Here is a 21,224-nt window from a genome sequence, read left to right as displayed (position 1 = left end):
TCACTCCTACAGAGGGGCTGTGGTGTCAGCCGGTTTTGCGCAGGGCGGCGTGTTGTGGGTTGAAGGTGAGTACGGCGAGCAGTGCGAACACCACCGTCAGCCCCGCGCACACTGTCAGGGCCAGCGGATTGAAGCGTTCATACAAGGCAAACCGCACCAACTCCACCGCATGGGTAAACGGGTTCAACGCACACAGCCAGTACAACCACTCGCTGGACTCGCGCATCTTCCACAGCGGATACAACGCCGACGACAGGAAGAACAGCGGAAAGATCACGAAATTCATCACCCCGGCAAAGTTCTCCAGCTGGCGGATCGCATTGGACAGCAGCAGGCCCAGTGCGCTGAGCATCAACGCCACCAGCAACAACGCCGGCAGGGCGATCAGCAAACCCATGGCCGGCGGCTGCACGCCGTACACCCAGGCGATCGCCAGGAATGCATACACCTGCAACAGCGAAATCAGTGATGTCGCCAACAACTTGCTGCACAGCAGGAAAGTCCGGGGCAGGGGGCTGGTCAGCAGCACGCGCATGCTGCCCATCTCCCGGTCGTAGACCATCGACAGCGAACCTTGCATGCCGTTGAACAGCAGGATCATGCAAGCCAGCCCCGGGATGATGTAGACCTCATACGGAATGTAGGTGTCGTAGGGCTCGATGATCGCGATCCCGAGTGCCGCGCGAAACCCGGCGGCGAACACCAGCAGCCACAGCAACGGCCGCACCAGCGCACTGAGAAACCGCGTGCGTTGCAGCACAAAGCGCAGCCATTCGCGCAGCACGATGCCGCTGAAACATTGCCAATAAGCAGTCATTGGACGGCTCCTGATGTGGTCAGACGGGTGAAGGCTGAACCAAGGTCGCCGCCATGTTCCTGGCTTAATGCATCAGCCCGTCCGCTGGCGACCAGGCGTCCCTGATGGAGAATCAGCAAGTCGTCACTCGGCTGCACTTCATCCAGCAAATGGGTGGTCCAGAGCACGCTGATATGTTGCTCGCGGCACAAACCTCGAATGTGTTGATTGAGCGCCAGACGGCTGGCCGGGTCGAGGCCGACGCTGGCCTCGTCGAGCAGCAACAGCCGTGGCTCATGCAACAAGGCGCGGGCGATTTCCACCCGGCGACGGTGACCGCCATTGAGTTCGCGCACCCGCTCGCGACGGCGTTCGGTCAAGGCCTGGCGCGTCAGTTCGGCATCGACCCGCAGGCTGGTCTGGCGCCAGGACATGCCATGCAGCGCGGCGTGATAGCGCAGGTTCTGCTCGACACTGAGGTCCAGGTCCAGCGTGCTTTGCTGAAACACCACGCCCAATTGCTTGAGCGCCGGGCGCGCCGCGTTGCGCAAGGAGCAGCCGCCCACCCGGATGTCACCGCGCTGCAAATCGTACAGCCGAGTGAGCAAGGCAATCAGCGTCGATTTGCCCGCGCCGTTCGGCCCCAGCAGCGCCGCAAAACGCCCGGGCGCCAGGCTGAAACTTACCTGCCGCAACGCCTCCCGCGCCCCATAGGCGAAGCTCAGCTCACTGACTTCCAGTGCGTTCATGGCGTCACCACCACGCCCCACGGATAGCGCCCGACCTTCACCGATTTAGTGACCTTGAGGCTATCGACATCAATCACCGACACATCACCGCTGACGCCGTTGGTGGCCAGCAACTGCTTCTGATCCGGGGTAAATGACATCTGCCAGACGCGCCGGCCGACCAGCAGGTAATCAAGCACTTCAAAGGTCTTGGCATCGATCACCGCCACATGGTTGGCCGGACCGAGGGCCACGAAACCGTACTTGCCGTCGGCGCTGAGTTTGATGCCCACCGGTTGCACTTTGTCCGGGTGCACGCCCTTGATCTGGAAGGTCAGGGTCTTGAGGATCTGCCGGGTGGCGACATCGAGAATGGTTACCGTGCCGCCGATTTCCGCCGAGGCCCAGAGCTTGGAACCGTCAGGCGCGAACTCGACGAAACGCGGCCGCTGATCGACCAGGGTGCTGTCGGCCAGGGTCTGGGTGCTGGTGTCGATCCAGTGCAGCATGTTCGTGGTTTCGCTGGTGTTCACCGCCCACTTGCCATCGGGGCTGACGGCCATGCCTTCGGGTTCGACGCCGACGTTGATCTGGCTCAGCACCTTGGAGGTTTCGGTGTCGATCACGGTCACCAGCGCATCGTCTTCGTTGGAAACGTATAGCCAGCGATTATTGGGGTGCAGGGCGAACTGCTCGGGGTCTTTGCCCGAGGGCAGTTCCTTGATGATCTTGCGTGTGGCGACGTCCATTACCTGGACCCGGTCCGAGTCACTGGCGCAGATGTACAGCAGCTTGTTGTCGTGGGACAGCAGCAAACCGCGCGGGCGCTGGCCGACGGGCAGGGTGTCGGTGACTTGCAGGGTCTGCAGGTCGATCAAGCTGAGGCTGTTGTCTTTTTCGTTGGAGACCCAGGCGGTGCTGGCCGCGGCGTGCCCGGCGGCGAGTAGCAGGGCGCATGAGAGCAGGGTGCGGCGCATGGCGGATTCCTTTTTTTGTTGTCGTTGTCTGGAGGCGGTATCAGGGAAAGCGGCAGCTGACCTCGGGCTTGTCGTAGCCGAGGCTGTCCATCTCGTTGAAGGGGTGCAGGAAACCGTCCTGCGGCGAGGTGCTGACCAGCGCCCGGGGCTGGACGATGGGAATCGGCTGACGCAACTGGCCGTTCCACGGCCGATAACTGAGCTTGCGACCCTTGAAGCCATCCAGTGGCAATTGATCGCTGATTTCCATCGCGCGAATCGCCATCGGATCGACTTGACGCAGTTTGCTCACCGCGCTGGCAATGCTGCGCACGGCGATCCAGGCAGCGAAATCACGGTCATTCATCCAGCGCCCGGCCAGGGCTTCGAAGCGTTTCTGCAATTGGGCGGCGCCGTAGGTTTCCACGGTTTTGTGCCAGCCCACCGGGGTCAGGCCCTGAGTGCCGGCGACCGGCCGTGGGTACCAGGTCTGGTAGGGCACGTATTCGCCAAAGTCGCCGCGTTCATCCGCGACCAGCACCACGTCGTACTCGGCGGTTTGAGTGAACAGCGGCATGTCGGCCTGGGCGCTGCGACGCTGATCGTTATCGAAGCTCCAGGCTTTTTCCGCCACCAGTTTCAAACCGAAGCGTTTGGCGGCGCGGCGCAGGGCGGCGGCATAGGCTTGATCGTCCGGCGTCGGGCCTACGATCAACAGCGCCCGTTGCCATTTACGCACCACCAGAAATTGCGCCAGCGCATCGGCGAGCATCGCCCGGCTCGGCAAACTGTGCAGCACGTTCGGCAGGCAATCGGTGGTGCGCAGGCTGTCATCCGGGCTGCCCGCGTTGAACAGCAAACTGTCGGGCAGCACGGCGCTGAGCCGGCGCAGACTCTCCACGGGAGCATTCACCACAAACAGGCGCAGGCCTTGTTGGTGCTGGGCCTTGGCCGCGTCGATCAGGGCCTCAGGGCTGTCGGTATTGACGCTGACCAAGCTGTAACTCTGGTTGAGAAAACGCCCGGTGCTGTTGCTGTCGGTGATCGCCAGTTCAGCGCCGCGAAGTCCGGCATCGACCGGTTCGGGAATCACGTTCGACAGCAGCGGGCCGGGGTCAGGTCGATAGCCCAGGTAGCCGATCTGCACCTGCAACGGCGCCTCTGCTGCCTGGCTCTGAGTCGCCAGCCCGGCAGCGCAGGCAATTGCCAGCAGGTAGATCAAGGCGTAGGGGGCAAGCTGGCGCATAAAGGCACTCCATTACAGGTAGCGCCAGCATAGGAAGCCTGCGCGGCAGAATGAAATATGCAGAAAGTACCAGTCAGGCAGTACCAAGGTAGTAGCTCTGACTTGGTGCGCGTCACAAGCCCTACTACCAAGGGACTAGACGGCGGCCACCAAAGCAGCATGGGGATTGTGCGAAGCCGTTCCTAAGATGGGTGCCATAGCCTCTTCAAAGAGGTTTTGCGTGCAATCTCGAGGGCATAACAATGACAACAAAACGCAACGCCTTGCTCGTTGCCGGACTGCTGGCCGGTTTTATCAGCGCAGGTTCGGTCTGGGCCCACGGTGACGTGGTCCCCCATGCTGTCGCCACCCCGGGTCTGACCCCGATCAAGGATGCCGGCGTGCAGGTGGATGCCGATGGTTGGGCGGCGGTGAACCCGTATCGCACCTCTGCGGAACGCGATAAGGCCGTGGAAATCGGCTCGTCGGCGTACAACCAGAACTGCGCGGCCTGTCATGGCCTGGAAGCCAAATCCGGTGGGATCGCTCCTGATTTGCGCATGCTCGATGTCGCCGAGGCGGGTGATGAATGGTTCGTCGAGCGCGTGCGCCACGGTGCCGTGCGCGACGGTCGGGTTTATATGCCGAAGATGGCCGATTACCTGAGTCAGGAAGCCCTGTGGGCCGTGCGCACTTACCTGGACAGCGTTCACGTCGAGGAGTAATCCATGCGCCTGCTTGCTGTGTTGATCAGCGCTGTGTTGCTGTGCTGCCAGGCAGTGCAGGCGCAGGTCCGTACCTATGACGAAATGATCGCCGCCGGGGAGCTGAAAGTGGCAGTCTACAAAGACTTCGCCCCCTACAGTTTTGAAGACGCCGGCCAGCCCCGAGGGGTTGATGTCGAGCTCGCCGCAGCGTTGGCCAAAGCGCTGGGTGTGCGCCTGACGCTGATCTGGGCACCCGCCGGCGAGAAGCTTGATGACGACCTGCGCGATTACATCTGGCGGGCCAGTCAGCTGCACGATCTGCGATTGGCCGACCTGATGATGCGCGTACCCTACGACCGCGATTACGCGCAAAAACGCAATGAACTGGGTGAGCTGGAAAACGGCCATGTGGTGATGTTCGGGCCGTACCAGAACGAACAATGGCAGGTCGCTTATGATCGCCGCCGTCTGGAATCGGTGGGCAGCGTCGCGGTGTTCGAACACCACCCGATCGGCGTCGAAGTCGACAGCGTGCCGTCGTTCTACCTGACCTCGGTATTCAGCGGCATGCTCGCTGGCAACACCCATCACTATCCCGGTGTGCCTCAAGCCTTCGCGGCGATGAAGGCCGGTGAAGTCGACGCGGTGATGGCCATGCGCGGCGAGATCGACTGGCAAGTTCACGAAGCCCACGACCCACAAGTGGCGCTGGCGGAAAACGCCTACCCGAACATGGGCAAGCAACTCTGGGAGATCGGCATGGCGGTGCATGAAAGCAACCGTCAACTGGCCTATGCCGTGGAAGAGGCGCTGGAGGCCTTGATTCGCGAGGGGGCGGTCAAAACCATTTATGGTCATTACGGTCTGCGCTATGACGTGCCCGAGATGTATCAATAGTGAACTGGCGAGCGAGTTGTCTGCTGCTCTGCTGGTTACCCTTGGTGGCGCACGCTGCCGGCATCGAGCCGGGCAAAGACCCAGTGCCCTCGGTGATGTGGGCCTTCTACCACAAGCAGATGCTCGGCGATGCGCCGTTCGTGTTCGACGACCGGGTCAAGCTGCTGGCACCGCCGTTCGCCGAAGACGCCCGGCAAGTGCCGCTGGAAATCGACGCCCGGGCGTTCAAGGGTGACGTGGTAAAAATCCTTGCCTGGGCTGAACTCAATCCCTTACCGAAAATCGTCGATTTTCAACCACTGGATCGCGTATTGCCGTGGCTGTCGATCCGTATCCGCGTCGAGCAGGCGACGCCGTTGCGTGCGGCGGTGCTGACCCGGGATGGACTGTGGCATGTCGGTTCGACGCTGATCGATGCGGCGGGCGGCGGCTGCACGGCGCCAAGTGTGGTGCGTACGCAGCCGGGCTGGGAAGACCACATCGGTGAAGTGCTGGGCGGTCGTTATCCCCGAGGCGAGTTCAGCCGTGTGCGCTTGCAAGTGGCGCATCCGATGGACAATGGCATGGTCAGTGGCATCCCGGAATTCTTCATCAACCATGCCGAACTGCGAGATCAGAACGATCAACTGCTGGCCCGGCTGGAGCTGTTTCCCGCTGTCAGCGAAAACCCCAACCTGGCCTTCGACATCGAAGGGGCAGGGCAGACGCGCCTGATGCTGCGCGACAACAGCGGCAATCAATTCGATGCGGCCATACCCTGACCCCAAGGAGCGCGTGATGCGCTGGATGCTGCTGTTGTTTTTGAGCCTGAGCCTGCCGGCCCTGGCGGACCTCGACTACTCACTCAAACCCAGGCAAATCGCCGAAGACACCTGGCTGCTGGAAGGCAGTACCGACAATTTCGCCAAGACTAACGGCGGCAACATCGTCAATACCGCGTTCATCGTCACCGAACAGGGTGTGGTGGTGATCGACACCGGGCCGTCGAAACGCTACGGCGAAGCGATGCGCAAGGCCATCGCCACGATCACTGACAAACCGGTGATTCAGGTGCTGCTGACCCATCACCATCCCGACCATGTGTTGGGCAACCAGGCTTTCAGCGACGTGCCGATCGGCGCGCTGGCCGGCACCGCCGAGCTGTTGCAGCAGCAGGGTGACGCCATGGCCGAGAACATGTATCGGCTGGTGGGCGACTGGATGCGTGGCACCGAAGTGGTGCTGCCATCCCAGACGCTGACGCCCGGCGTACACAGTTTTGGGAATCACGATCTGCGTCTGCTGAGCCTGGGTGGGCACACCGGCGCGGATCTGGCTGTTCTCGACCAGAAAACCGGTGTGCTGTTCGCCGGGGATCTGGTGTTTTACCAACGGGCGCTGACCACGCCCAACAGTCCGGGGCTGTCGGTGTGGCTGGCGGACATCGCCACGCTTCAAGGTTTGCCGTGGACGCTGATCGTACCTGGTCATGGGCCGGTCGCCACGGACGCCAAACCGTTGGAGCAAATGCGCGACTACCTTGGCTGGCTCGATCAGCTGATGCGTGAGGGTGCGGCCAATGGCAGCGACATGGGTGAGATGATCCGCAGTCCCATTCCTGAGCGGTTTGCTGGCATCAGCCTGAGTCGTTATGAGCTGATTCGCAGCGTTAGCCATCTGTACCCGCGTTATGAGCGCGCACAAATGCCCCGTGTCGATTCCGCCGCAAACAAATGACCCAGCGGCGCCGCAACCCTTTGTAGCAGCTGGCGAAGCCTGCGTTCGGCTGCGCAGCAGTCGTGAAATCAGAGTCCCGGGTGAATCAGGCAAACCGTGCAAGTAGGGTTTACGACTGCTGCGCAGCCGAACGCAGGCTTCACCAGCTGCTACAGGTCGAGGTGAGCCCTGACGGGTTGGCATCATCCGACCCGCTACTAAGGAACTAGCAATCTCAGCACTGCGGGCAATTGTTCCAAGGGCGGCGGCGCCGAAGAATCTGCACCAGACCGGGAAAATTTCCCGGGTATAACAAAAACCGCAGAGGTAGCTGTCATGACCCACCCCGCACGTCGCCAACCCTTCGTCCTAAGCGTGCTGCTCAGTGCCATGCTGTTGTCCGGCTCCGCGCTGGCCGGCGTCACCGATCAAGACATTCTCCAGGACCCCAAGAACCCGGAGCAGATCGTCACCAACGGTCTGGGCGTCCAGGGTCAGCGCTACAGTCCGCTGGACACCCTCAACGTCAACAACGTGAAGGACCTGCGTCCGGTCTGGGCGTTTTCCTTCGGCGGGGAAAAACAGCGCGGTCAGCAAGCACAGCCGATGATCAAGGACGGCGTGATGTACATGACCGGTTCCTATTCGCGGGTGTTTGCGGTGGATGCGCGCACCGGCAAGAAGCTCTGGCAATACGATGCGCGCCTGCCCGATGACATCCGTCCTTGCTGCGACGTGATCAACCGTGGTGTCGCGCTGTACGGCGACCTGGTGATTTTCGGCACCCTCGACGCCAAGCTCGTGGCCCTGAACAAGGACACCGGCAAAGTCGTCTGGAGCAAGAAAGTCGCTGACCACAAGGAAGGCTATTCCATCAGCGCCGCGCCGTTGGTAATCAACGGCAAACTGATCACCGGCGTGGCCGGTGGCGAGTTCGGCGTGGTCGGCAAGATCGAAGCCTACGACCCGAAAAACGGCGACCTGCTGTGGACCCGGCCCACCGTTGAAGGCCACATGGGGTACACCTACAAGGACGGCAAAGCGGTCGAAAACGGTATCTCCGGCGGTGAAGCGGGCAAGACCTGGCCTGGCGATCTGTGGAAAACCGGCGGCGCAGCGCCTTGGCTCGGCGGGTATTACGACCCGGAAACCAATCTGCTGCTGTTCGGCACTGGCAACCCGGCGCCGTGGAACTCGCACCTGCGTCCTGGCGACAACCTCTACTCGTCGTCGCGCCTGGCCCTGAACCCGGACGACGGCACTATCAAGTGGCACTTCCAGAGCACGCCGCACGACGGCTGGGACTATGACGGCGTGAACGAGCTGGTCTCGTTCAACTACACCGAAGGCGGCAAAGAGATCAAAGCCGCCGCGACCGCTGACCGCAACGGTTTCTTCTACGTGCTGGACCGTACCAACGGCAAATTCATTCGCGGCTTCCCGTTCGTGGACAAGATCACTTGGGCCACCGGCCTCGATAAAGAAGGCCGGCCGATCTACAACGAAGCCAGCCGACCTGGGGCTCCAGGTTCCGAAGCCAAAGGCAGTTCAGTGTTCGTAGCCCCGGCGTTCCTCGGCGCGAAAAACTGGATGCCGATGGCCTACAACAAGGACACCGGGCTGTTCTACGTGCCGTCCAACGAGTGGGGCATGGACATCTGGAACGAAGGCATCGCCTACAAAAAAGGCGCTGCGTTCCTCGGTGCCGGCTTCACCATCAAGCCGTTGAACGAAGACTACATCGGCGTGCTGCGCGCCATCGACCCGAAAACCGGCAAGGAAGTCTGGCGTCACAAGAACTTCGCGCCGCTGTGGGGCGGGGTGCTGACCACCAAGGGCAACCTGGTGTTCACCGGTACGCCGGAAGGTTTCCTGCAAGCGTTCAATGCCAAGACCGGTGAGAAAGTCTGGGAATTCCAGACCGGCTCCGGCGTACTCGGTTCGCCCGTGACCTGGGAAATGGACGGCGAGCAGTACGTCTCGGTGCTGTCCGGTTGGGGCGGTGCCGTACCGCTGTGGGGCGGCGAAGTGGCCAAGCGCATCAAGGACTTCAACCAGGGCGGGATGCTTTGGACCTTCAAACTGCCGAAAGACCTCGTCGCCAAGCATTGATCAGAGCACACGTGTATCCCTGTAGGAGCGAAGCTTGCTCGCGAAGAATGCGCCGCGGTCTGACTGGATGACTGCAGTGCCCCGATCGCGGGCAAGCCTCGCTCCTACTACCAAATAACGAGAGTCCCCCTGCCAACGGCGCATTCGTCTGGCGTGCGGGGCTCTCTACTATCGGTTCATCGCCTGTTTGCCCGACAGGCATCGACCCAGACAGAGGCCCACCATGATCTACGCACAACCCGGAACACCCGGCGCCGTCGTCTCCTTCAAGGCGCGCTACGGCAATTTCATCGGCGGCGAGTTCGTTGCGCCGGTCAATGGCGAGTACTTCACCAACACCTCGCCGGTCACCGGTGAAGTGATCGCCGAATTCCCGCGCTCCAGCGCCGCCGACATCGAGAAAGCCCTCGACGCTGCCCATGCCGCAGCGGATGCCTGGGGCAAGACCTCGGCTCAGGATCGCTCGTTGGTGCTGCTGAAAATCGCCGACCGCATCGAACAGAATCTGGAAATCCTCGCCGTCACCGAAACCTGGGACAACGGCAAAGCCGTGCGCGAAACCCTGAACGCCGACGTGCCGCTGGCCGCCGATCATTTCCGTTATTTCGCCGGCTGCATCCGCGCCCAAGAGGGCGGCGCCGCCGAGATCAACGAGCTGACCACTGCCTATCACTTCCACGAGCCGCTAGGCGTGGTCGGGCAGATCATTCCGTGGAACTTTCCGCTGCTGATGGCCGCCTGGAAACTCGCCCCGGCCCTGGCCGCCGGTAACTGCGTGGTACTCAAACCCGCCGAGCAGACGCCGCTGTCGATCATGGTCTTCGCCGAGCTGATCGCCGACTTGCTGCCACCCGGCGTGCTGAACATCGTCCAGGGTTTCGGTCGCGAAGCGGGTGAAGCGCTGGCCACCAGCAAACGCATCGCCAAGATTGCCTTCACCGGTTCCACCCCGATTGGCGCGCACATCATGAAATGCGCGGCCGAGAACATCATTCCGAGCACCGTCGAGTTGGGCGGCAAGTCGCCGAACATCTTCTTCGAAGACATCATGCAAGCTGAGCCGCAGTTCATCGAGAAAGCCGCCGAAGGCCTGGTGCTGGCGTTTTTCAACCAGGGTGAAGTCTGCACCTGTCCGTCGCGAGCCCTCGTGCAGGAATCGATCTACGACGACTTCATGAAAGTGGTGATGCAGAAGATCGTCAAGATCAAGCGCGGCAACCCGCTGGACACCGAAACCATGGTCGGCGCCCAGGCGTCCGAGCAGCAATACGACAAGATCCTCTCGTACCTGAAAATCGCCCAGGAGGAGGGCGCCGAGCTGCTCACCGGCGGCGCGGCCGAGCGTCTTGAAGGCGACTTGTCGACGGGTTATTACATCCAGCCGACCCTGCTCAAGGGTCACAACAAAATGCGCGTGTTCCAGGAAGAAATCTTCGGCCCGGTGGTGGGCGTCACCACGTTCAAGGACGAAGCCGAAGCCTTGGCGATTGCCAACGACAGCGAGTTCGGCCTCGGCGCCGGTCTGTGGACCCGCGACATCAACCGCGCCTACCGCATGGGCCGGGCGATCAAGGCTGGACGCGTCTGGACCAACTGCTACCACCTGTACCCGGCGCACGCTGCGTTTGGTGGCTACAAGAAGTCCGGTGTCGGCCGTGAAAACCACAAAATGATGCTCGACCATTATCAGCAGACCAAAAACCTGCTGGTGAGCTACGACATCAACCCGATGGGGTTTTTCTGATTCGACACATAACCGTGTGATGGCCTTCGCGGGCAAGCCTCGCTCCTACAGATTACCTGAACCTGTAGGAGCGAGCGGTGCGGCGATCCGACTTGCCCGCGAATGGCCGTGTCTGACACCACGCGATACCCCCTACCAACGCACGCCGTCACCTCGTTCGAAAGTAGCATTCGGTCGTCTCGCGCCCCGTGCATTAATGGCTTTACCGGAATAACCCGGCACAAGAAGAGGATTGACCCATGTGGAATAAACCCGCGTTCACCGATCTGCGCATTGGTTTTGAAGTGACGATGTATTTCGCCAACCGTTGATTGTTCACCCGGCCAGCCGTCACGTTGGCCGGGCCTGCCTTCTGGAGGCTCCCATGCACATCCGCGTTCTCGGTTCCGCCGCTGGTGGCGGTTTTCCGCAATGGAACTGCAACTGCCGCCAATGCGCCGGTATGCGCAATGGCAGCCTGCGGGCGCAACGTCGCACGCAGTCGTCGATTGCCCTGAGCGACAACGGTGTGGAGTGGGTGCTGTGCAATGCTTCACCGGACATTCGCGCGCAGCTTGAAGGTTTCCCGGCGATGCAACCGGCCCGTCGCTTGCGCGATACGGCAATCGCCGCGGTGGTGCTGCTGGACAGCCAGATCGACCATTGCACCGGCCTGTTGAGCCTGCGCGAAGGCTGCCCGCATTCGGTCTGGTGCACTGAACGCGTCCATCAGGACCTGAGCAGTGGTTTTCCCTTGTTCACCATGCTCGAGCATTGGAACGGCGGGTTGCAGTGGCAACCGGTGGGGCTGGACCGTGAACCGTTCAGCATCGCGGCCTGCGAGCATCTGCAATTTCGCGCGATTCCCCTGGTGAGCAACGCACCGCCGTACTCGCCCAATCGCGGCAATCCGCAGCCGGGCGACACCATCGGTTTGTTTATCGAAGACCTGCGCAATGGCGCCAGCGTGTTCTATGCCCCTGGCCTTGGGCAAGTCGACGACGAAGTCTTGAGCTGGATGCAGCGCGCCGATTGCCTTCTTCTGGACGGCACCTTGTGGCGCGACGATGAGATGCGCGTGTGCGAAGTCGGCCAGAGCCTTGGCAGCGAAATGGGGCACCTGCCGCAGAGTGGGCCTGGCGGGATGCTTGAGCTGCTGGAGGGGTTTAGCCGCCAGCGCAAGGTGCTGATCCACATTAACAACACCAATCCGATCCTCGATGAAGACTCGGCGGAGCGGGCGTTGCTGGAGCGGCGGGGTATTGAAGTGGCCTTTGATGGCATGAGTATTGAGCTGTAGCTCATGGCCCCTTCGCGGGCAAGCCTCGCTCCTACTAGGTTTCGCCGTACGCAGGAGTGGCGAACGACACAGAACCTGTAGGAGCGAGCGATGCGGCGACCCGACTTGCCCGCGAAGGCGTCAGACGTAACACCGCGAATCCCGGAGAACCCCAATGACTGACCAAGCCATGTCCCCCACCGAATTCGAAGCCGCCCTGCGCGCCAAAGGCGCCTATTACCACATCCACCACCCCTTCCACCAAGCCATGTACGCCGGCCGCGCCACCCGCGAGCAGATTCAGGGCTGGGTCGCCAATCGCTTCTATTACCAGGTGAACATCCCACTCAAGGATGCCGCGATCCTCGCCAACTGCCCGGACCGCGACGTGCGCCGTGAATGGCTGCAACGCATCCTCGACCACGACGGCGTCCCCGGCAGCGAGGGCGGCATCGAAGCCTGGCTGCGTCTGGGCGAAGCCGTGGGGTTGGACCGTGAACAAATCCTGTCTCAGGAATTGGTGCTACCCGGCGTACGTTTCGCCGTGGACGCCTACGTCAATTTCGCCCGTCGCGCCTGTTGGCAGGAAGCGGCCAGCAGTTCGCTCACCGAGCTGTTTGCGCCGCAGATCCACCAGTCCCGTCTCGACGCCTGGCCCGCTCATTACCCGTGGATCGACCCGGCCGGTTACGACTATTTCCGCACGCGCCTGAGCCAGGCGCGGCGCGATGTCGAGCATGGTTTGCGCATTACCCTGGCGCACTACGTCACGGTCGAAGGCCAGCAACGCATGCTGGAGATTCTGCAATTCAAGCTCGACGTGTTGTGGAGCATGCTCGACGCGATGAGCATGGCTTACGAGCTGGATCGCCCGCCGTATCACACCGTCACCACCGAGCCTGTCTGGCACCGGGGGATCGCCCTGTGAACCTGACCGAACAGCCACCCGGTCCGCCATTGTGGTTACTGGCAGAGCTGACGTATCGCTGCCCGTTGCAATGCCCGTATTGCTCCAACCCGCTGGATTTCGCCCAACAGGGCGAGGAGCTGAGCACCGAAGAGTGGATTCGGGTGTTCCAGGAAGCCAGAGAGATGGGCGCGGCGCAACTGGGTTTTTCCGGCGGAGAGCCGTTGGTTCGCCAGGACCTGGCCGAGCTGATCAAAGCCGCGCGGGACATGGGTTACTACACCAACCTCATCACCTCGGGGATCGGCCTGACCGAGCAAAAAGTCCGCGACTTCAAGGTCGCCGGGCTGGACCACATCCAGATCAGCTTTCAGGCCGCCGACGAGCAGGTCAACAACATGCTCGCCGGTTCGCGCAAAGCCTTCGCGCAGAAACTCGCGATGGCCCGGGCGGTGAAAGCCCAGGGTTACCCGATGGTGCTGAACTTCGTCACCCACCGGCATAACATCGACCAAATCGCGCAGATCATCGATCTGTGCCTGGAGCTGGAAGCAGATTTCGTTGAACTGGCCACGTGTCAGTTCTACGGCTGGGCCGAGCTCAACCGCGTCGGACTGTTGCCGACCCGCGAACAATTGCAGCGTGCCGAGCGCATCACCAACGAATACCGCGAGCGTCTTGAAGCCCAGGGCCATCCCTGCAAGCTGATCTTCGTCACCCCGGATTACTACGAAGAGCGCCCCAAGACCTGCATGAACGGCTGGGCCAACCTGTTTCTCGACATCACCCCGGACGGTACGGCGCTGCCGTGTCACAGCGCCCGCCAGCTACCGGTGGAATTTCCCAACGTACGCGAGCACAGCATCTCGCACATCTGGACTGAATCATTCGGCTTCAATCGCTTTCGTGGCGATGACTGGATGAAAGAACCGTGCCGCTCGTGCGATGAAAAGCACAAGGACCTGGGCGGGTGCCGCTGCCAGGCGTTCATGCTGACCGGCGATGCCGAAAATGCCGACCCGGTGTGCAGCAAGTCAGCGCACCACGGGGTGATCCTCAAGGCCCGCGACGAAGCGGACGCGCCGGGGCAAGGCATGGAACACCTGACCTTGCGTAATGAGAAGGCTTCACGGCTGATCTATCGCGGATGAGTCCAGGACGACACAAATCCCCTGTAGGAGTGAGCCTGCTCCGGGCGGCGTTCCGACGATAGCGGACTTCCAGTTAAAAATGATGCTGACTGACACTCCGTCATCGTCGGAACGCCGCCCGGAGCCGGCTCACTCCTACAGGGGATCTGCGGTGAATACAAAATCCCCAGGCGATGGCTACCCATTGGTCTGATTGCATTCACAGCCGGATGGGTTAGTGTGGCTCTTACCTTCCAAAACAATAAAAACAGGCTTTCCAATGAGCCAGAGTCTCAGCCAGCTGCGTAAATTCGTTTCGCCTGAAATCATCTTTGGTGCCGGATGCCGGCACAACGTCGGCAACTGCGCGAAGACCTTTGGTGCCCGCAAGGTTCTGGTGGTCAGCGACCCCGGTGTGATTGCCGCCGGTTGGGTCGCCGATGTCGAAGCCAGCCTGCAAGCCCAGGGCATCGATTACTTTTTGTATAGCGACGTTTCGCCCAACCCGCGGGTCGAGGAAGTCATGCTCGGCGCCGAGTTGTACAAGGAAAACCACTGCGATGTGATCGTCGCGGTCGGCGGTGGCAGCCCGATGGATTGCGGCAAAGGCATTGGTATCGTCGTCGCCCACGGACGCAACATCCTTGAATTCGAAGGCGTCGACACCATCCGCGTGCCCAGCCCGCCGTTGATCCTGATTCCGACCACCGCTGGCACTTCGGCAGATGTCTCGCAATTCGTGATCATTTCCAATCAGCAAGAACGCATGAAGTTCTCGATCGTCAGCAAGGCCGTGGTGCCGGACGTGTCGCTGATCGACCCGGAAACCACCCTGAGCATGGACCCGTTCCTGTCGGCCTGTACCGGCATCGACGCGCTGGTGCATGCCATCGAAGCGTTCGTCTCCACCGGTCACGGGCCGCTGACCGACCCGCATGCACTGGAAGCGATGCGCCTGATCAACGGCAACCTGGTGCAGATGATTGCCAACCCGACGGACATCGCCCTGCGCGAGAAGATCATGCTCGGCAGCATGCAGGCCGGCCTGGCGTTCTCCAACGCGATCCTCGGCGCGGTGCACGCGATGTCCCACAGCCTCGGTGGGTTCCTCGATTTACCCCACGGCTTGTGCAACGCGGTGCTGGTGGAACACGTGGTGGCGTTCAACTACAGCTCGGCGCCGGATCGCTTCAAGGTGATCGCCGAGACCTTCGGTATCGATTGCCGTGGCCTCAATCACCGGCAGATCTGCGGGCGCCTGGTCGAACACCTGATCGCCCTGAAACATGCGATCGGCTTCCACGAAACCCTCGGTTTGCACGGGGTCAGCACCGCAGACATTCCGTTCCTGTCGCAACACGCCATGCACGACCCGTGCATCCTCACCAACCCGCGCGAATCCAGCCAGCGTGATGTCGAGGTCGTCTATGGCGAAGCCCTCTGATGAGCAGCAACGCGCGCTCGCCGGGCTACTGGGATTAGGCAGTCACTCGGCGCGCAAGAGCCATTATCCGGAACTCTCCGCACGGCTGGACGAGCTGGAAGCCGAGCGCAATCGCTACAAGTGGCTGTTCGAAAACGCCGTGCACGGGATCTTCCAGGCCAGCCTCACGCAAGGCATGCGCGCCGCCAACCCGGCGCTGGCACGGATGCTCGGCTACCAGGACCCGCAAGAGGTGCTGTTTTCGTTGGCGGACCTGGCGAGTAACTTATTTGTCGGCGGTGCCGGGGAGCTGGAAAACATCGGCGAAATCCTCCGCCACCAAGGCAGCCTGCACGGTTATGAAACCCAGTTGCGGCGCAAGGACGGCAGCAGCCTTGATGTGTTGATGAACCTGCTGCTCAAGCCCGATCAGGAAGGATTGGTCGAGGGCTTTGTCGCCGACATCACCGAACGCAAACTCGCCCAGCAACGCCTGCAACAACTCAATGACGAACTGGAGCAGCGGGTGACTGCGCGCACCGATGAATTGCTGGAAGCCAACCGCAACCTGCAACAGCAGATCACCCAGCGCAAACAGATCGCAGAAGCCTTGCGCGACGCCCGGGATGCCGCCGAGGCTGCCAATCGCAGCAAGGACAAATACCTCGCTGCCGCCAGTCATGACCTGCTGCAGCCGCTCAACGCCGCGCGTTTGCTGATCTCGACCTTGCGCGAGCGCAAGTTGCCGGATGTCGAGCAGGTGTTGGTGGAGCGCACGCACCAGGCGCTGGAAGGGGCTGAAGATCTGCTCACCGATTTGCTGGATATTTCACGGCTCGATCAGGCCGCTGTCAAACCAGACGTCGCGTTGTACCGCCTCGACGAATTGCTCGCGCCGCTGGTCTCGGAGTTCCAGTCGGTGGCCGAGGCCGCCGGGCTGAACCTGCGGGTGCACATGGGCGATTACGCCATTCATACCGACTTGCGTTTGATGACGCGGATCCTGCGCAACTTCCTCAGCAATGCCTGCCGTTATACCGATGAGGGCAGCATTCTGCTGGCAGCCAGACGGCGTGGCGACATGCTGCGCCTGGAAGTGTGGGACACCGGGCGCGGGATCGCCGCGGACAGGCTGGAGTCGATCTTCCTGGAGTTCAACCAACTGGATGTCGGGCGCGCCGCTGACCGCAAGGGCGTGGGGCTGGGGTTGGCCATCGTTGAGCGGATCGCCAAGATCCTCAATTACCGGATCCAGGTTAAGTCGCGGCCGGGACGCGGTTCGGTGTTCAGCATCGACGTGCCGATTTCCCATGAGGTGCCGCTGCCGATCAGCCTGGCAGCGCCGCAACCCGGCACGGGTAATCCGTTGCCGGGCCGGCGCTTGCTGGTGCTGGACAACGAAGTGAGCATTCTTGAGAGCATGAGCGCGCTGCTCGGGCAGTGGGGCTGCGAGGTGGTCATTGCCACGGATGAGCACTCAGCGTTGGCAGCTTTGAAGGGGCGGGCGCCGGAACTGATTCTGGCGGACTATCACCTCGATCACGGGGTGGTGGGTTGTGATGTGGTGCGGCATTTGCGCGAGCATTTCCATCAGGCGATTCCAGCGGTGATCATCACCGCTGACCGCACCGACCAGTGCCGACGCTCGTTGCAGCGACTCGACGCGCCGCTGCTGAACAAACCGGTGAAACCCGGCAAATTGCGTGCGGTGCTGAGTCAGATGCTGGGCTAGTCAAGCTTGCGATAGTGCAGGCTGAAACCGTACTACGAGTCCAATTAGGCCAGAGGCTTGGCTAAAACCCAGGCCTTGGTCATTCTTGCCCGCAAGCTTTGCCGGGTGGCATTCGCACTCATGAAAAACCAGAGCGAATACCAGCCGAGTTCCCCTGCAACATAGAATCTCCCACAGGGAATCCGGTTTCAGCTCACGATCATCGGGGGCATGGTGCCCAGCAGGGAAACGGCCGCCACCGCCCCCATCCCTCAGAGGCAAGTTCGAAGAGGCGTCAGTTTGCCTGCGAGAACCTGGGTGCACGAAGTTTCGTTTTCCCTTGTCGCCGCGAGCTAGAGCGGATGCTAGTCTTGGCCAACGCTGTTGTCAGGGAGCCCTCATGGGCAATCACAAGATCGAGATTCGTCGCAGTAACGTCGAGAAGATTTTGCTGGGGGCCGAAAAGGTCTTCGCCGAAAAAGGTTTCGGTGGCACCGCCATGGCCGACATTGCCGCTGAAGTGCAACTGCCGCGCTCCAACCTGCATTACTACTTCAGCACCAAGACCGAGCTGTACAGCGCGGTGCTGTTCGATCTGCTGGAAGTCTGGAAGCAGGACGCGTTGTGCTTCGAGATGTTCGACGACCCGCGCGTGGTGCTCAGCAGTTACATCCGCGCCAAGATGAACCACTCCCGCAGCCGGCCTTATGGTTCAAAAGTCTGGGCCAACGAAATCATCCATGGCGCCCCCACATTGGGCGTGGCGCTGGACGCGAGCCTGTACGACTGGGCCAAGATGAAGGAAGCGAAAATCCGTCAGTGGGTGGACGACAAACGCATCCTGCCGGTGGAGCCTTCAAGCCTGTTGTACATGATCTGGGCGTCGACCCAGCATTACGCGGATTTTGATCATCAGGTGAACATTCTCAATGATCATCAGCCGCTGTCGGACATGCAGTTCGAGCGGGCGGTGCAGACGGTGACGAGTGTGATATTGCGGGGGATCGGGTTGGAGCCTTGATATCTCCGTGGTTGCTGCTGGCCTCATCGCGAGCAGGCTCACTCCCACATTGATCTCGGGTGCACACAGCATTTGTGTGCGACAACAATCCAATGTGGGAGTGAGCCTGCTCGCGATGGCGTCCGTTCAGACGGCGACATGATAGGGATTACGCGGATCATGATTCCAATCCAGAAACGGCTTCCCATTCTCCATCGGCACCATCTCAATGCAATCCTCCACCGGGCAGGTGATCTGGCACAAATTGCAGCCCACGCACTCATCATCGATCACTTCATACTTATGCGTCCCGTCCGCCTGCTTCAGGCTGGCGACGGCCTGGTGTGAAGTGTCTTCGCAAGCGATGTGGCAGCGTCCGCAACCAATGCACGCTTGCTGGTCAATCTTCGCAATCACCTGATAGTTGATGTCCAGGTACTTCCAGTCCGTGGTATTGCCCACCGCACGCCCGGAAAAATCTGACACGCTGGCGTAGCCTTGACTGTCCATCCAGCGTGACAACCCGTCCTTCATCTCCTCGACAATCCGGAAGCCATGCAGCATCGCCGCGGTGCACACCTGCACCGAGCCGCTGCCCAAGGCGATGAATTCCGCCGCATCGCGCCAACTGCCGATGCCGCCAATGCCGGAGATCGGCAGGCCTTGGGTCTGTGGGTCACGGGCGATTTCGGCGACCATGTTCAGTGCAATCGGCTTCACCGCCGAACCGCAATAACCGCCGTGGGTACTTTGGCTACCGACGGCGGGATTGGCGACCATGCGCTCCAGGTTGACGCTGGTGATCGAATTAATGGTGTTGATCAGCGACACCGCATCGGCCCCGCCGCGATGGGCCGCACGGGCGGCGACGCGGATGTCGGTAATGTTCGGCGTGAGCTTGACGATCACCGGCAGCGAGCAATACGTCTTGCACCAGCGGGTGACCTGCTCGACGTACTCCGGCACCTGGCCGACCGCCGCGCCCATGCCCCGTTCCGGCATGCCGTGCGGGCAGCCGAAGTTCAGCTCGATGCCGTCGGCGCCGGTGGCTTCCACCAGCGGCAGGATGAATTTCCATGATTCTTCGACGCAGGGCACCATCAGCGAAACGATCAGCGCACGGTCCGGCCAGTCCTTTTTGACCTGGGTGATTTCCCGCAGGTTGATCTCCAGCGAACGGTCGGTGATCAGCTCGATATTGTTGAAGCCCACCACTTCTCGGTTGGCACCGAAGAGCGCCGAGTAACGCGACGACACGTTGACCGCCGCCGGGTCTTCACCCAGGGTTTTCCAGACCACGCCGCCCCAGCCGGCCTCGAAGGCGCGGACCACGTTGTAGGCCTTGTCGGTCGGCGGCGCGGAGGCCAGCCAGAACGGGTTGGGGGATTTGATGCCGGCGAAGACAATCGAAAGATCGGCCATTTACGCAGCCTCCACGTTGAGCATCAGTTGAGCGTTGATGGCTTCGGCAGCTCGTTTGCCATGCTGCACGGCTTGCACGGTGAGGTCCTGATCGAGGCTGGTGCAGTCGCCGCCGGCATACACGCCGGGGATGCTGGTGCGCAGCTGTTCATCGACCTCGATTCGATCGCCCTGACGCTTGAGTTCGCGTGCCAGCGGATCGGCGAGGGCGCTTGCATCGAAGGCCTGGCCGATGGCTTTGAAAATCGCGTCGGCGGCCAGCTCGAAGGTTTCGCCAGTGCTTTGCAGGCGACCTTCTACCAGATGCGTGCGGGCGAAGCGCATGCCGCGCACGTTGCCCTGGTCGTTGAGCAGCACTTCTTCGGGCTGGGCCCACGTCAGCAAGCGCACTTGATTGGCCTTGGCGATGTCCTGTTCGTGGCGGGTGGCGCCCATTTCCTCGACACCACGGCGGTACACGAGATTCACATCGCGTGCCCCGAGGCGGGCCATTTGCACGGCCATGTCGATGGCCGTGTTGCCGGCGCCGAGGACGATGCAATGATCCGCCAGTGGCAGTTGGCTCAGGTCATCCGCCTGACGCAGTTCGCGGATGTAGTCGGTGGCAGCGAGCAGGCCGGGTGCGTCTTCGTGAGGCAAGCCGAGTTGTTTGCTTGCAGCCAGGCCGAGGCCTAGAAACACCGCGTCGAATTGCTGATGCAGTTCGCTGAGGGTCAGGTTCTCGCCGAGTTTCTGGCCGTGGCGGATTTCGATGCCGCCAATCGCCAGGAGAAAATCCAGTTCCTTCTGCGCGTAGTCGTCCACCAGTTTGTACTTGGCGATCCCGTATTCGTTGAGGCCGCCAGCCTTTTCCCGGGCCTCGAAAATCACCACGTCATGGCCATGCATTGCGCTGCGGTGAGCGCAGGACAACCCGGCCGGGCCGGCACCGACCACCGCAATGCGTTTGCCAGTGGTGGCGGCGCGCTGGAAGGGGTGTTCGCTGAAGTGCGCGTTGTCGACGGCGTAACGCTGCAACAGGCCGATCAATACCGGTGCGCATTCGTGATCGTTGTTGCGCACGCAGGCTTGCTGACAGAGGATTTCCGTCGGACACACCCGGGCGCAGCTGCCGCCGAGGATGTTCGCCGAGAGGATTTTCTGTGCGGCGCCCTGAACGTTTTCCTGATGGATATTGCGAATGAACGACGGAATATCGATCTCGCTCGGACAGGCATTCACGCACGGCGCGTCGTAGCAATACAGGCAGCGCGAGGCTTCCAGGTGCGCCTGACGGTCGTTGAGTGGCGGCGCAAGGTCGGTGAAGTGGCCGGCGAGGGCGGCTGCATTCTCATAGGGATGCGGGAGGTGGTTCAGGGTCTTGATCACGGTGTTGGCCTCACGGTTATTTGAGGTGATGCCTCTATCGGGCATTGGTATTTGTTCTGCCTGGGCCGGCCTCTTCGCGGGCAAGCCTCGCTCCTACTTTTGGAATGCGTTCCCCTGTAGGAGCGAGGCTTGCCCGCGAAGGCCG

Annotated in this window: 19 protein-coding genes and 1 pseudogene; 14 read left to right on the top strand and 6 right to left on the bottom strand. The window is 61.5% G+C overall.

Annotated elements, in window-relative coordinates; translation table 11 throughout:
• Window positions 1-25: 25 nt before the first annotated feature.
• The 4 genes from ACYZTY_RS15455 to ACYZTY_RS15440 are packed head-to-tail and all read right to left on the bottom strand — an operon-like array spanning window position 26 to window position 3,726.
• Window positions 26-817, bottom strand: coding sequence for an ABC transporter permease (locus ACYZTY_RS15455; protein WP_461954427.1), 792 nt, complete (start codon window positions 815-817; stop codon window positions 26-28).
• A complete protein-coding gene (locus ACYZTY_RS15450; RefSeq protein ID WP_461954426.1) occupies window positions 814-1,545 on the bottom strand; it encodes an ABC transporter ATP-binding protein in 732 nt (243 codons plus the stop codon). Before ACYZTY_RS15450 ends, ACYZTY_RS15455 begins: the two co-directional genes overlap by 4 nt.
• A complete protein-coding gene (locus ACYZTY_RS15445) occupies window positions 1,542-2,501 on the bottom strand; it encodes a YVTN family beta-propeller repeat protein (RefSeq protein ID WP_461954425.1) in 960 nt (319 codons plus the stop codon). Before ACYZTY_RS15445 ends, ACYZTY_RS15450 begins: the two co-directional genes overlap by 4 nt.
• A gap of 40 nt (window positions 2,502-2,541) precedes the next feature.
• Window positions 2,542-3,726 (bottom strand): ABC transporter substrate-binding protein, encoded by a 1,185-nt coding sequence (locus tag ACYZTY_RS15440; RefSeq protein WP_461954424.1) that lies wholly within the window; start codon window positions 3,724-3,726, stop codon window positions 2,542-2,544.
• Between the two features lie 242 nt (window positions 3,727-3,968).
• Between ACYZTY_RS15440 and pedF the strand changes: the two genes are divergently transcribed.
• The 14 genes and pseudogenes from pedF (at window position 3,969) to ACYZTY_RS15370 (ending at window position 18,310) form a co-directional block, all read left to right on the top strand.
• The gene (gene pedF / locus ACYZTY_RS15435) at window positions 3,969-4,430 is read left to right on the top strand and encodes a cytochrome c-550 PedF (RefSeq protein WP_461954423.1); all 462 of its coding nucleotides are present in this window, start codon (window positions 3,969-3,971) and stop codon (window positions 4,428-4,430) included.
• Between the two features lie 3 nt (window positions 4,431-4,433).
• On the top strand, window positions 4,434-5,309 hold the full coding sequence (locus ACYZTY_RS15430) for a substrate-binding periplasmic protein (protein ID WP_461954422.1): 876 nt from the start codon (window positions 4,434-4,436) through the stop codon (window positions 5,307-5,309).
• On the top strand, window positions 5,309-6,070 hold the full coding sequence (locus tag ACYZTY_RS15425) for a quinoprotein dehydrogenase-associated SoxYZ-like carrier (RefSeq protein WP_461954421.1): 762 nt from the start codon (window positions 5,309-5,311) through the stop codon (window positions 6,068-6,070). The genes ACYZTY_RS15430 and ACYZTY_RS15425 overlap by 1 nt, the downstream gene beginning before the upstream one ends.
• 16 nt (window positions 6,071-6,086) lie before the next feature.
• Window positions 6,087-7,025 carry a quinoprotein relay system zinc metallohydrolase 1 gene (locus ACYZTY_RS15420; RefSeq protein WP_461954420.1) on the top strand — a complete coding sequence of 313 codons (939 nt, stop codon included), beginning with the start codon at window positions 6,087-6,089 and terminating at the stop codon, window positions 7,023-7,025.
• Window positions 7,026-7,340: 315 nt separating this feature from the next.
• The gene (locus tag ACYZTY_RS15415) at window positions 7,341-9,116 is read left to right on the top strand and encodes a PQQ-dependent methanol/ethanol family dehydrogenase (protein ID WP_461954419.1); all 1,776 of its coding nucleotides are present in this window, start codon (window positions 7,341-7,343) and stop codon (window positions 9,114-9,116) included.
• Between the two features lie 223 nt (window positions 9,117-9,339).
• Window positions 9,340-10,860 (top strand): acetaldehyde dehydrogenase ExaC, encoded by a 1,521-nt coding sequence (gene exaC, locus ACYZTY_RS15410; RefSeq protein ID WP_461954418.1) that lies wholly within the window; start codon window positions 9,340-9,342, stop codon window positions 10,858-10,860.
• Between the two features lie 239 nt (window positions 10,861-11,099).
• Entirely contained in the window at window positions 11,100-11,171 is a 72-nt protein-coding gene (gene pqqA, locus ACYZTY_RS15405; RefSeq protein WP_010455123.1) for a pyrroloquinoline quinone precursor peptide PqqA, read from the top strand.
• Between the two features lie 53 nt (window positions 11,172-11,224).
• Window positions 11,225-12,139, top strand: coding sequence for a pyrroloquinoline quinone biosynthesis protein PqqB (gene pqqB, locus ACYZTY_RS15400; RefSeq protein ID WP_461954417.1), 915 nt, complete (start codon window positions 11,225-11,227; stop codon window positions 12,137-12,139).
• Window positions 12,140-12,293: 154 nt separating this feature from the next.
• The gene (pqqC, locus tag ACYZTY_RS15395; RefSeq protein ID WP_461954416.1) at window positions 12,294-13,046 is read left to right on the top strand and encodes a pyrroloquinoline-quinone synthase PqqC; all 753 of its coding nucleotides are present in this window, start codon (window positions 12,294-12,296) and stop codon (window positions 13,044-13,046) included.
• Window positions 13,043-14,176, top strand: coding sequence for a pyrroloquinoline quinone biosynthesis protein PqqE (gene pqqE, locus ACYZTY_RS15390; RefSeq protein ID WP_461954415.1), 1,134 nt, complete (start codon window positions 13,043-13,045; stop codon window positions 14,174-14,176). The genes pqqC and pqqE overlap by 4 nt, the downstream gene beginning before the upstream one ends.
• Window positions 14,177-14,435: 259 nt before the next feature.
• Window positions 14,436-15,599, top strand: a complete 1,164-nt coding sequence (ercA, locus tag ACYZTY_RS15385; RefSeq protein WP_461954414.1) for an alcohol dehydrogenase-like regulatory protein ErcA — start codon at window positions 14,436-14,438, stop codon at window positions 15,597-15,599.
• Entirely contained in the window at window positions 15,583-17,310 is a 1,728-nt protein-coding gene (locus tag ACYZTY_RS15380; protein WP_461954413.1) for a hybrid sensor histidine kinase/response regulator, read from the top strand. Before ercA ends, ACYZTY_RS15380 begins: the two co-directional genes overlap by 17 nt.
• 24 nt (window positions 17,311-17,334) lie before the next feature.
• A pseudogene (locus ACYZTY_RS15375) lies at window positions 17,335-17,475 on the top strand (IS110 family transposase); the annotation flags it as partial.
• 214 nt (window positions 17,476-17,689) lie between these two features.
• Window positions 17,690-18,310: a TetR/AcrR family transcriptional regulator gene (locus ACYZTY_RS15370; RefSeq protein WP_084320882.1), complete on the top strand. Its 621-nt coding sequence runs from the start codon at window positions 17,690-17,692 to the stop codon at window positions 18,308-18,310.
• A 126-nt stretch (window positions 18,311-18,436) separates the two neighbouring features.
• Here ACYZTY_RS15370 and preA read toward each other — a convergent pair whose 3' ends face one another.
• Both preA and ACYZTY_RS15360 read right to left on the bottom strand, forming a co-directional pair.
• Window positions 18,437-19,711, bottom strand: coding sequence for an NAD-dependent dihydropyrimidine dehydrogenase subunit PreA (gene preA / locus ACYZTY_RS15365; RefSeq protein WP_461954412.1), 1,275 nt, complete (start codon window positions 19,709-19,711; stop codon window positions 18,437-18,439).
• The gene (locus tag ACYZTY_RS15360) at window positions 19,712-21,079 is read right to left on the bottom strand and encodes an NAD(P)-dependent oxidoreductase (protein ID WP_461959328.1); all 1,368 of its coding nucleotides are present in this window, start codon (window positions 21,077-21,079) and stop codon (window positions 19,712-19,714) included.
• Window positions 21,080-21,224 lie beyond the last annotated feature (145 nt).

The sequence above is a fragment of the Pseudomonas sp. LB1P83 genome (assembly GCF_054897885.1).
Note: the sequence above shows the minus strand (reverse complement) of the source record. Positions and strands in the feature narration are given on the sequence as shown.

Coding starts and splice junctions, on each gene's coding strand:
- ACYZTY_RS15380 (WP_461954413.1), top strand. CDS start 15,583: ATGGCGAAGCCCTCTGATGAGCAGCAACGCGCGCTCGCCGGGCTACTG.
- preA (WP_461954412.1), bottom strand. CDS start 19,711: ATGGCCGATCTTTCGATTGTCTTCGCCGGCATCAAATCCCCCAACCCG.
- ACYZTY_RS15455 (WP_461954427.1), bottom strand. CDS start 817: ATGACTGCTTATTGGCAATGTTTCAGCGGCATCGTGCTGCGCGAATGG.
- ACYZTY_RS15370 (WP_084320882.1), top strand. CDS start 17,690: ATGGGCAATCACAAGATCGAGATTCGTCGCAGTAACGTCGAGAAGATT.
- ACYZTY_RS15430 (WP_461954422.1), top strand. CDS start 4,434: ATGCGCCTGCTTGCTGTGTTGATCAGCGCTGTGTTGCTGTGCTGCCAG.
- pqqB (WP_461954417.1), top strand. CDS start 11,225: ATGCACATCCGCGTTCTCGGTTCCGCCGCTGGTGGCGGTTTTCCGCAA.
- ACYZTY_RS15440 (WP_461954424.1), bottom strand. CDS start 3,726: ATGCGCCAGCTTGCCCCCTACGCCTTGATCTACCTGCTGGCAATTGCC.
- pqqC (WP_461954416.1), top strand. CDS start 12,294: ATGACTGACCAAGCCATGTCCCCCACCGAATTCGAAGCCGCCCTGCGC.
- ACYZTY_RS15445 (WP_461954425.1), bottom strand. CDS start 2,501: ATGCGCCGCACCCTGCTCTCATGCGCCCTGCTACTCGCCGCCGGGCAC.
- ACYZTY_RS15415 (WP_461954419.1), top strand. CDS start 7,341: ATGACCCACCCCGCACGTCGCCAACCCTTCGTCCTAAGCGTGCTGCTC.
- ACYZTY_RS15450 (WP_461954426.1), bottom strand. CDS start 1,545: ATGAACGCACTGGAAGTCAGTGAGCTGAGCTTCGCCTATGGGGCGCGG.
- ACYZTY_RS15420 (WP_461954420.1), top strand. CDS start 6,087: ATGCGCTGGATGCTGCTGTTGTTTTTGAGCCTGAGCCTGCCGGCCCTG.
- pedF (WP_461954423.1), top strand. CDS start 3,969: ATGACAACAAAACGCAACGCCTTGCTCGTTGCCGGACTGCTGGCCGGT.
- exaC (WP_461954418.1), top strand. CDS start 9,340: ATGATCTACGCACAACCCGGAACACCCGGCGCCGTCGTCTCCTTCAAG.
- ercA (WP_461954414.1), top strand. CDS start 14,436: ATGAGCCAGAGTCTCAGCCAGCTGCGTAAATTCGTTTCGCCTGAAATC.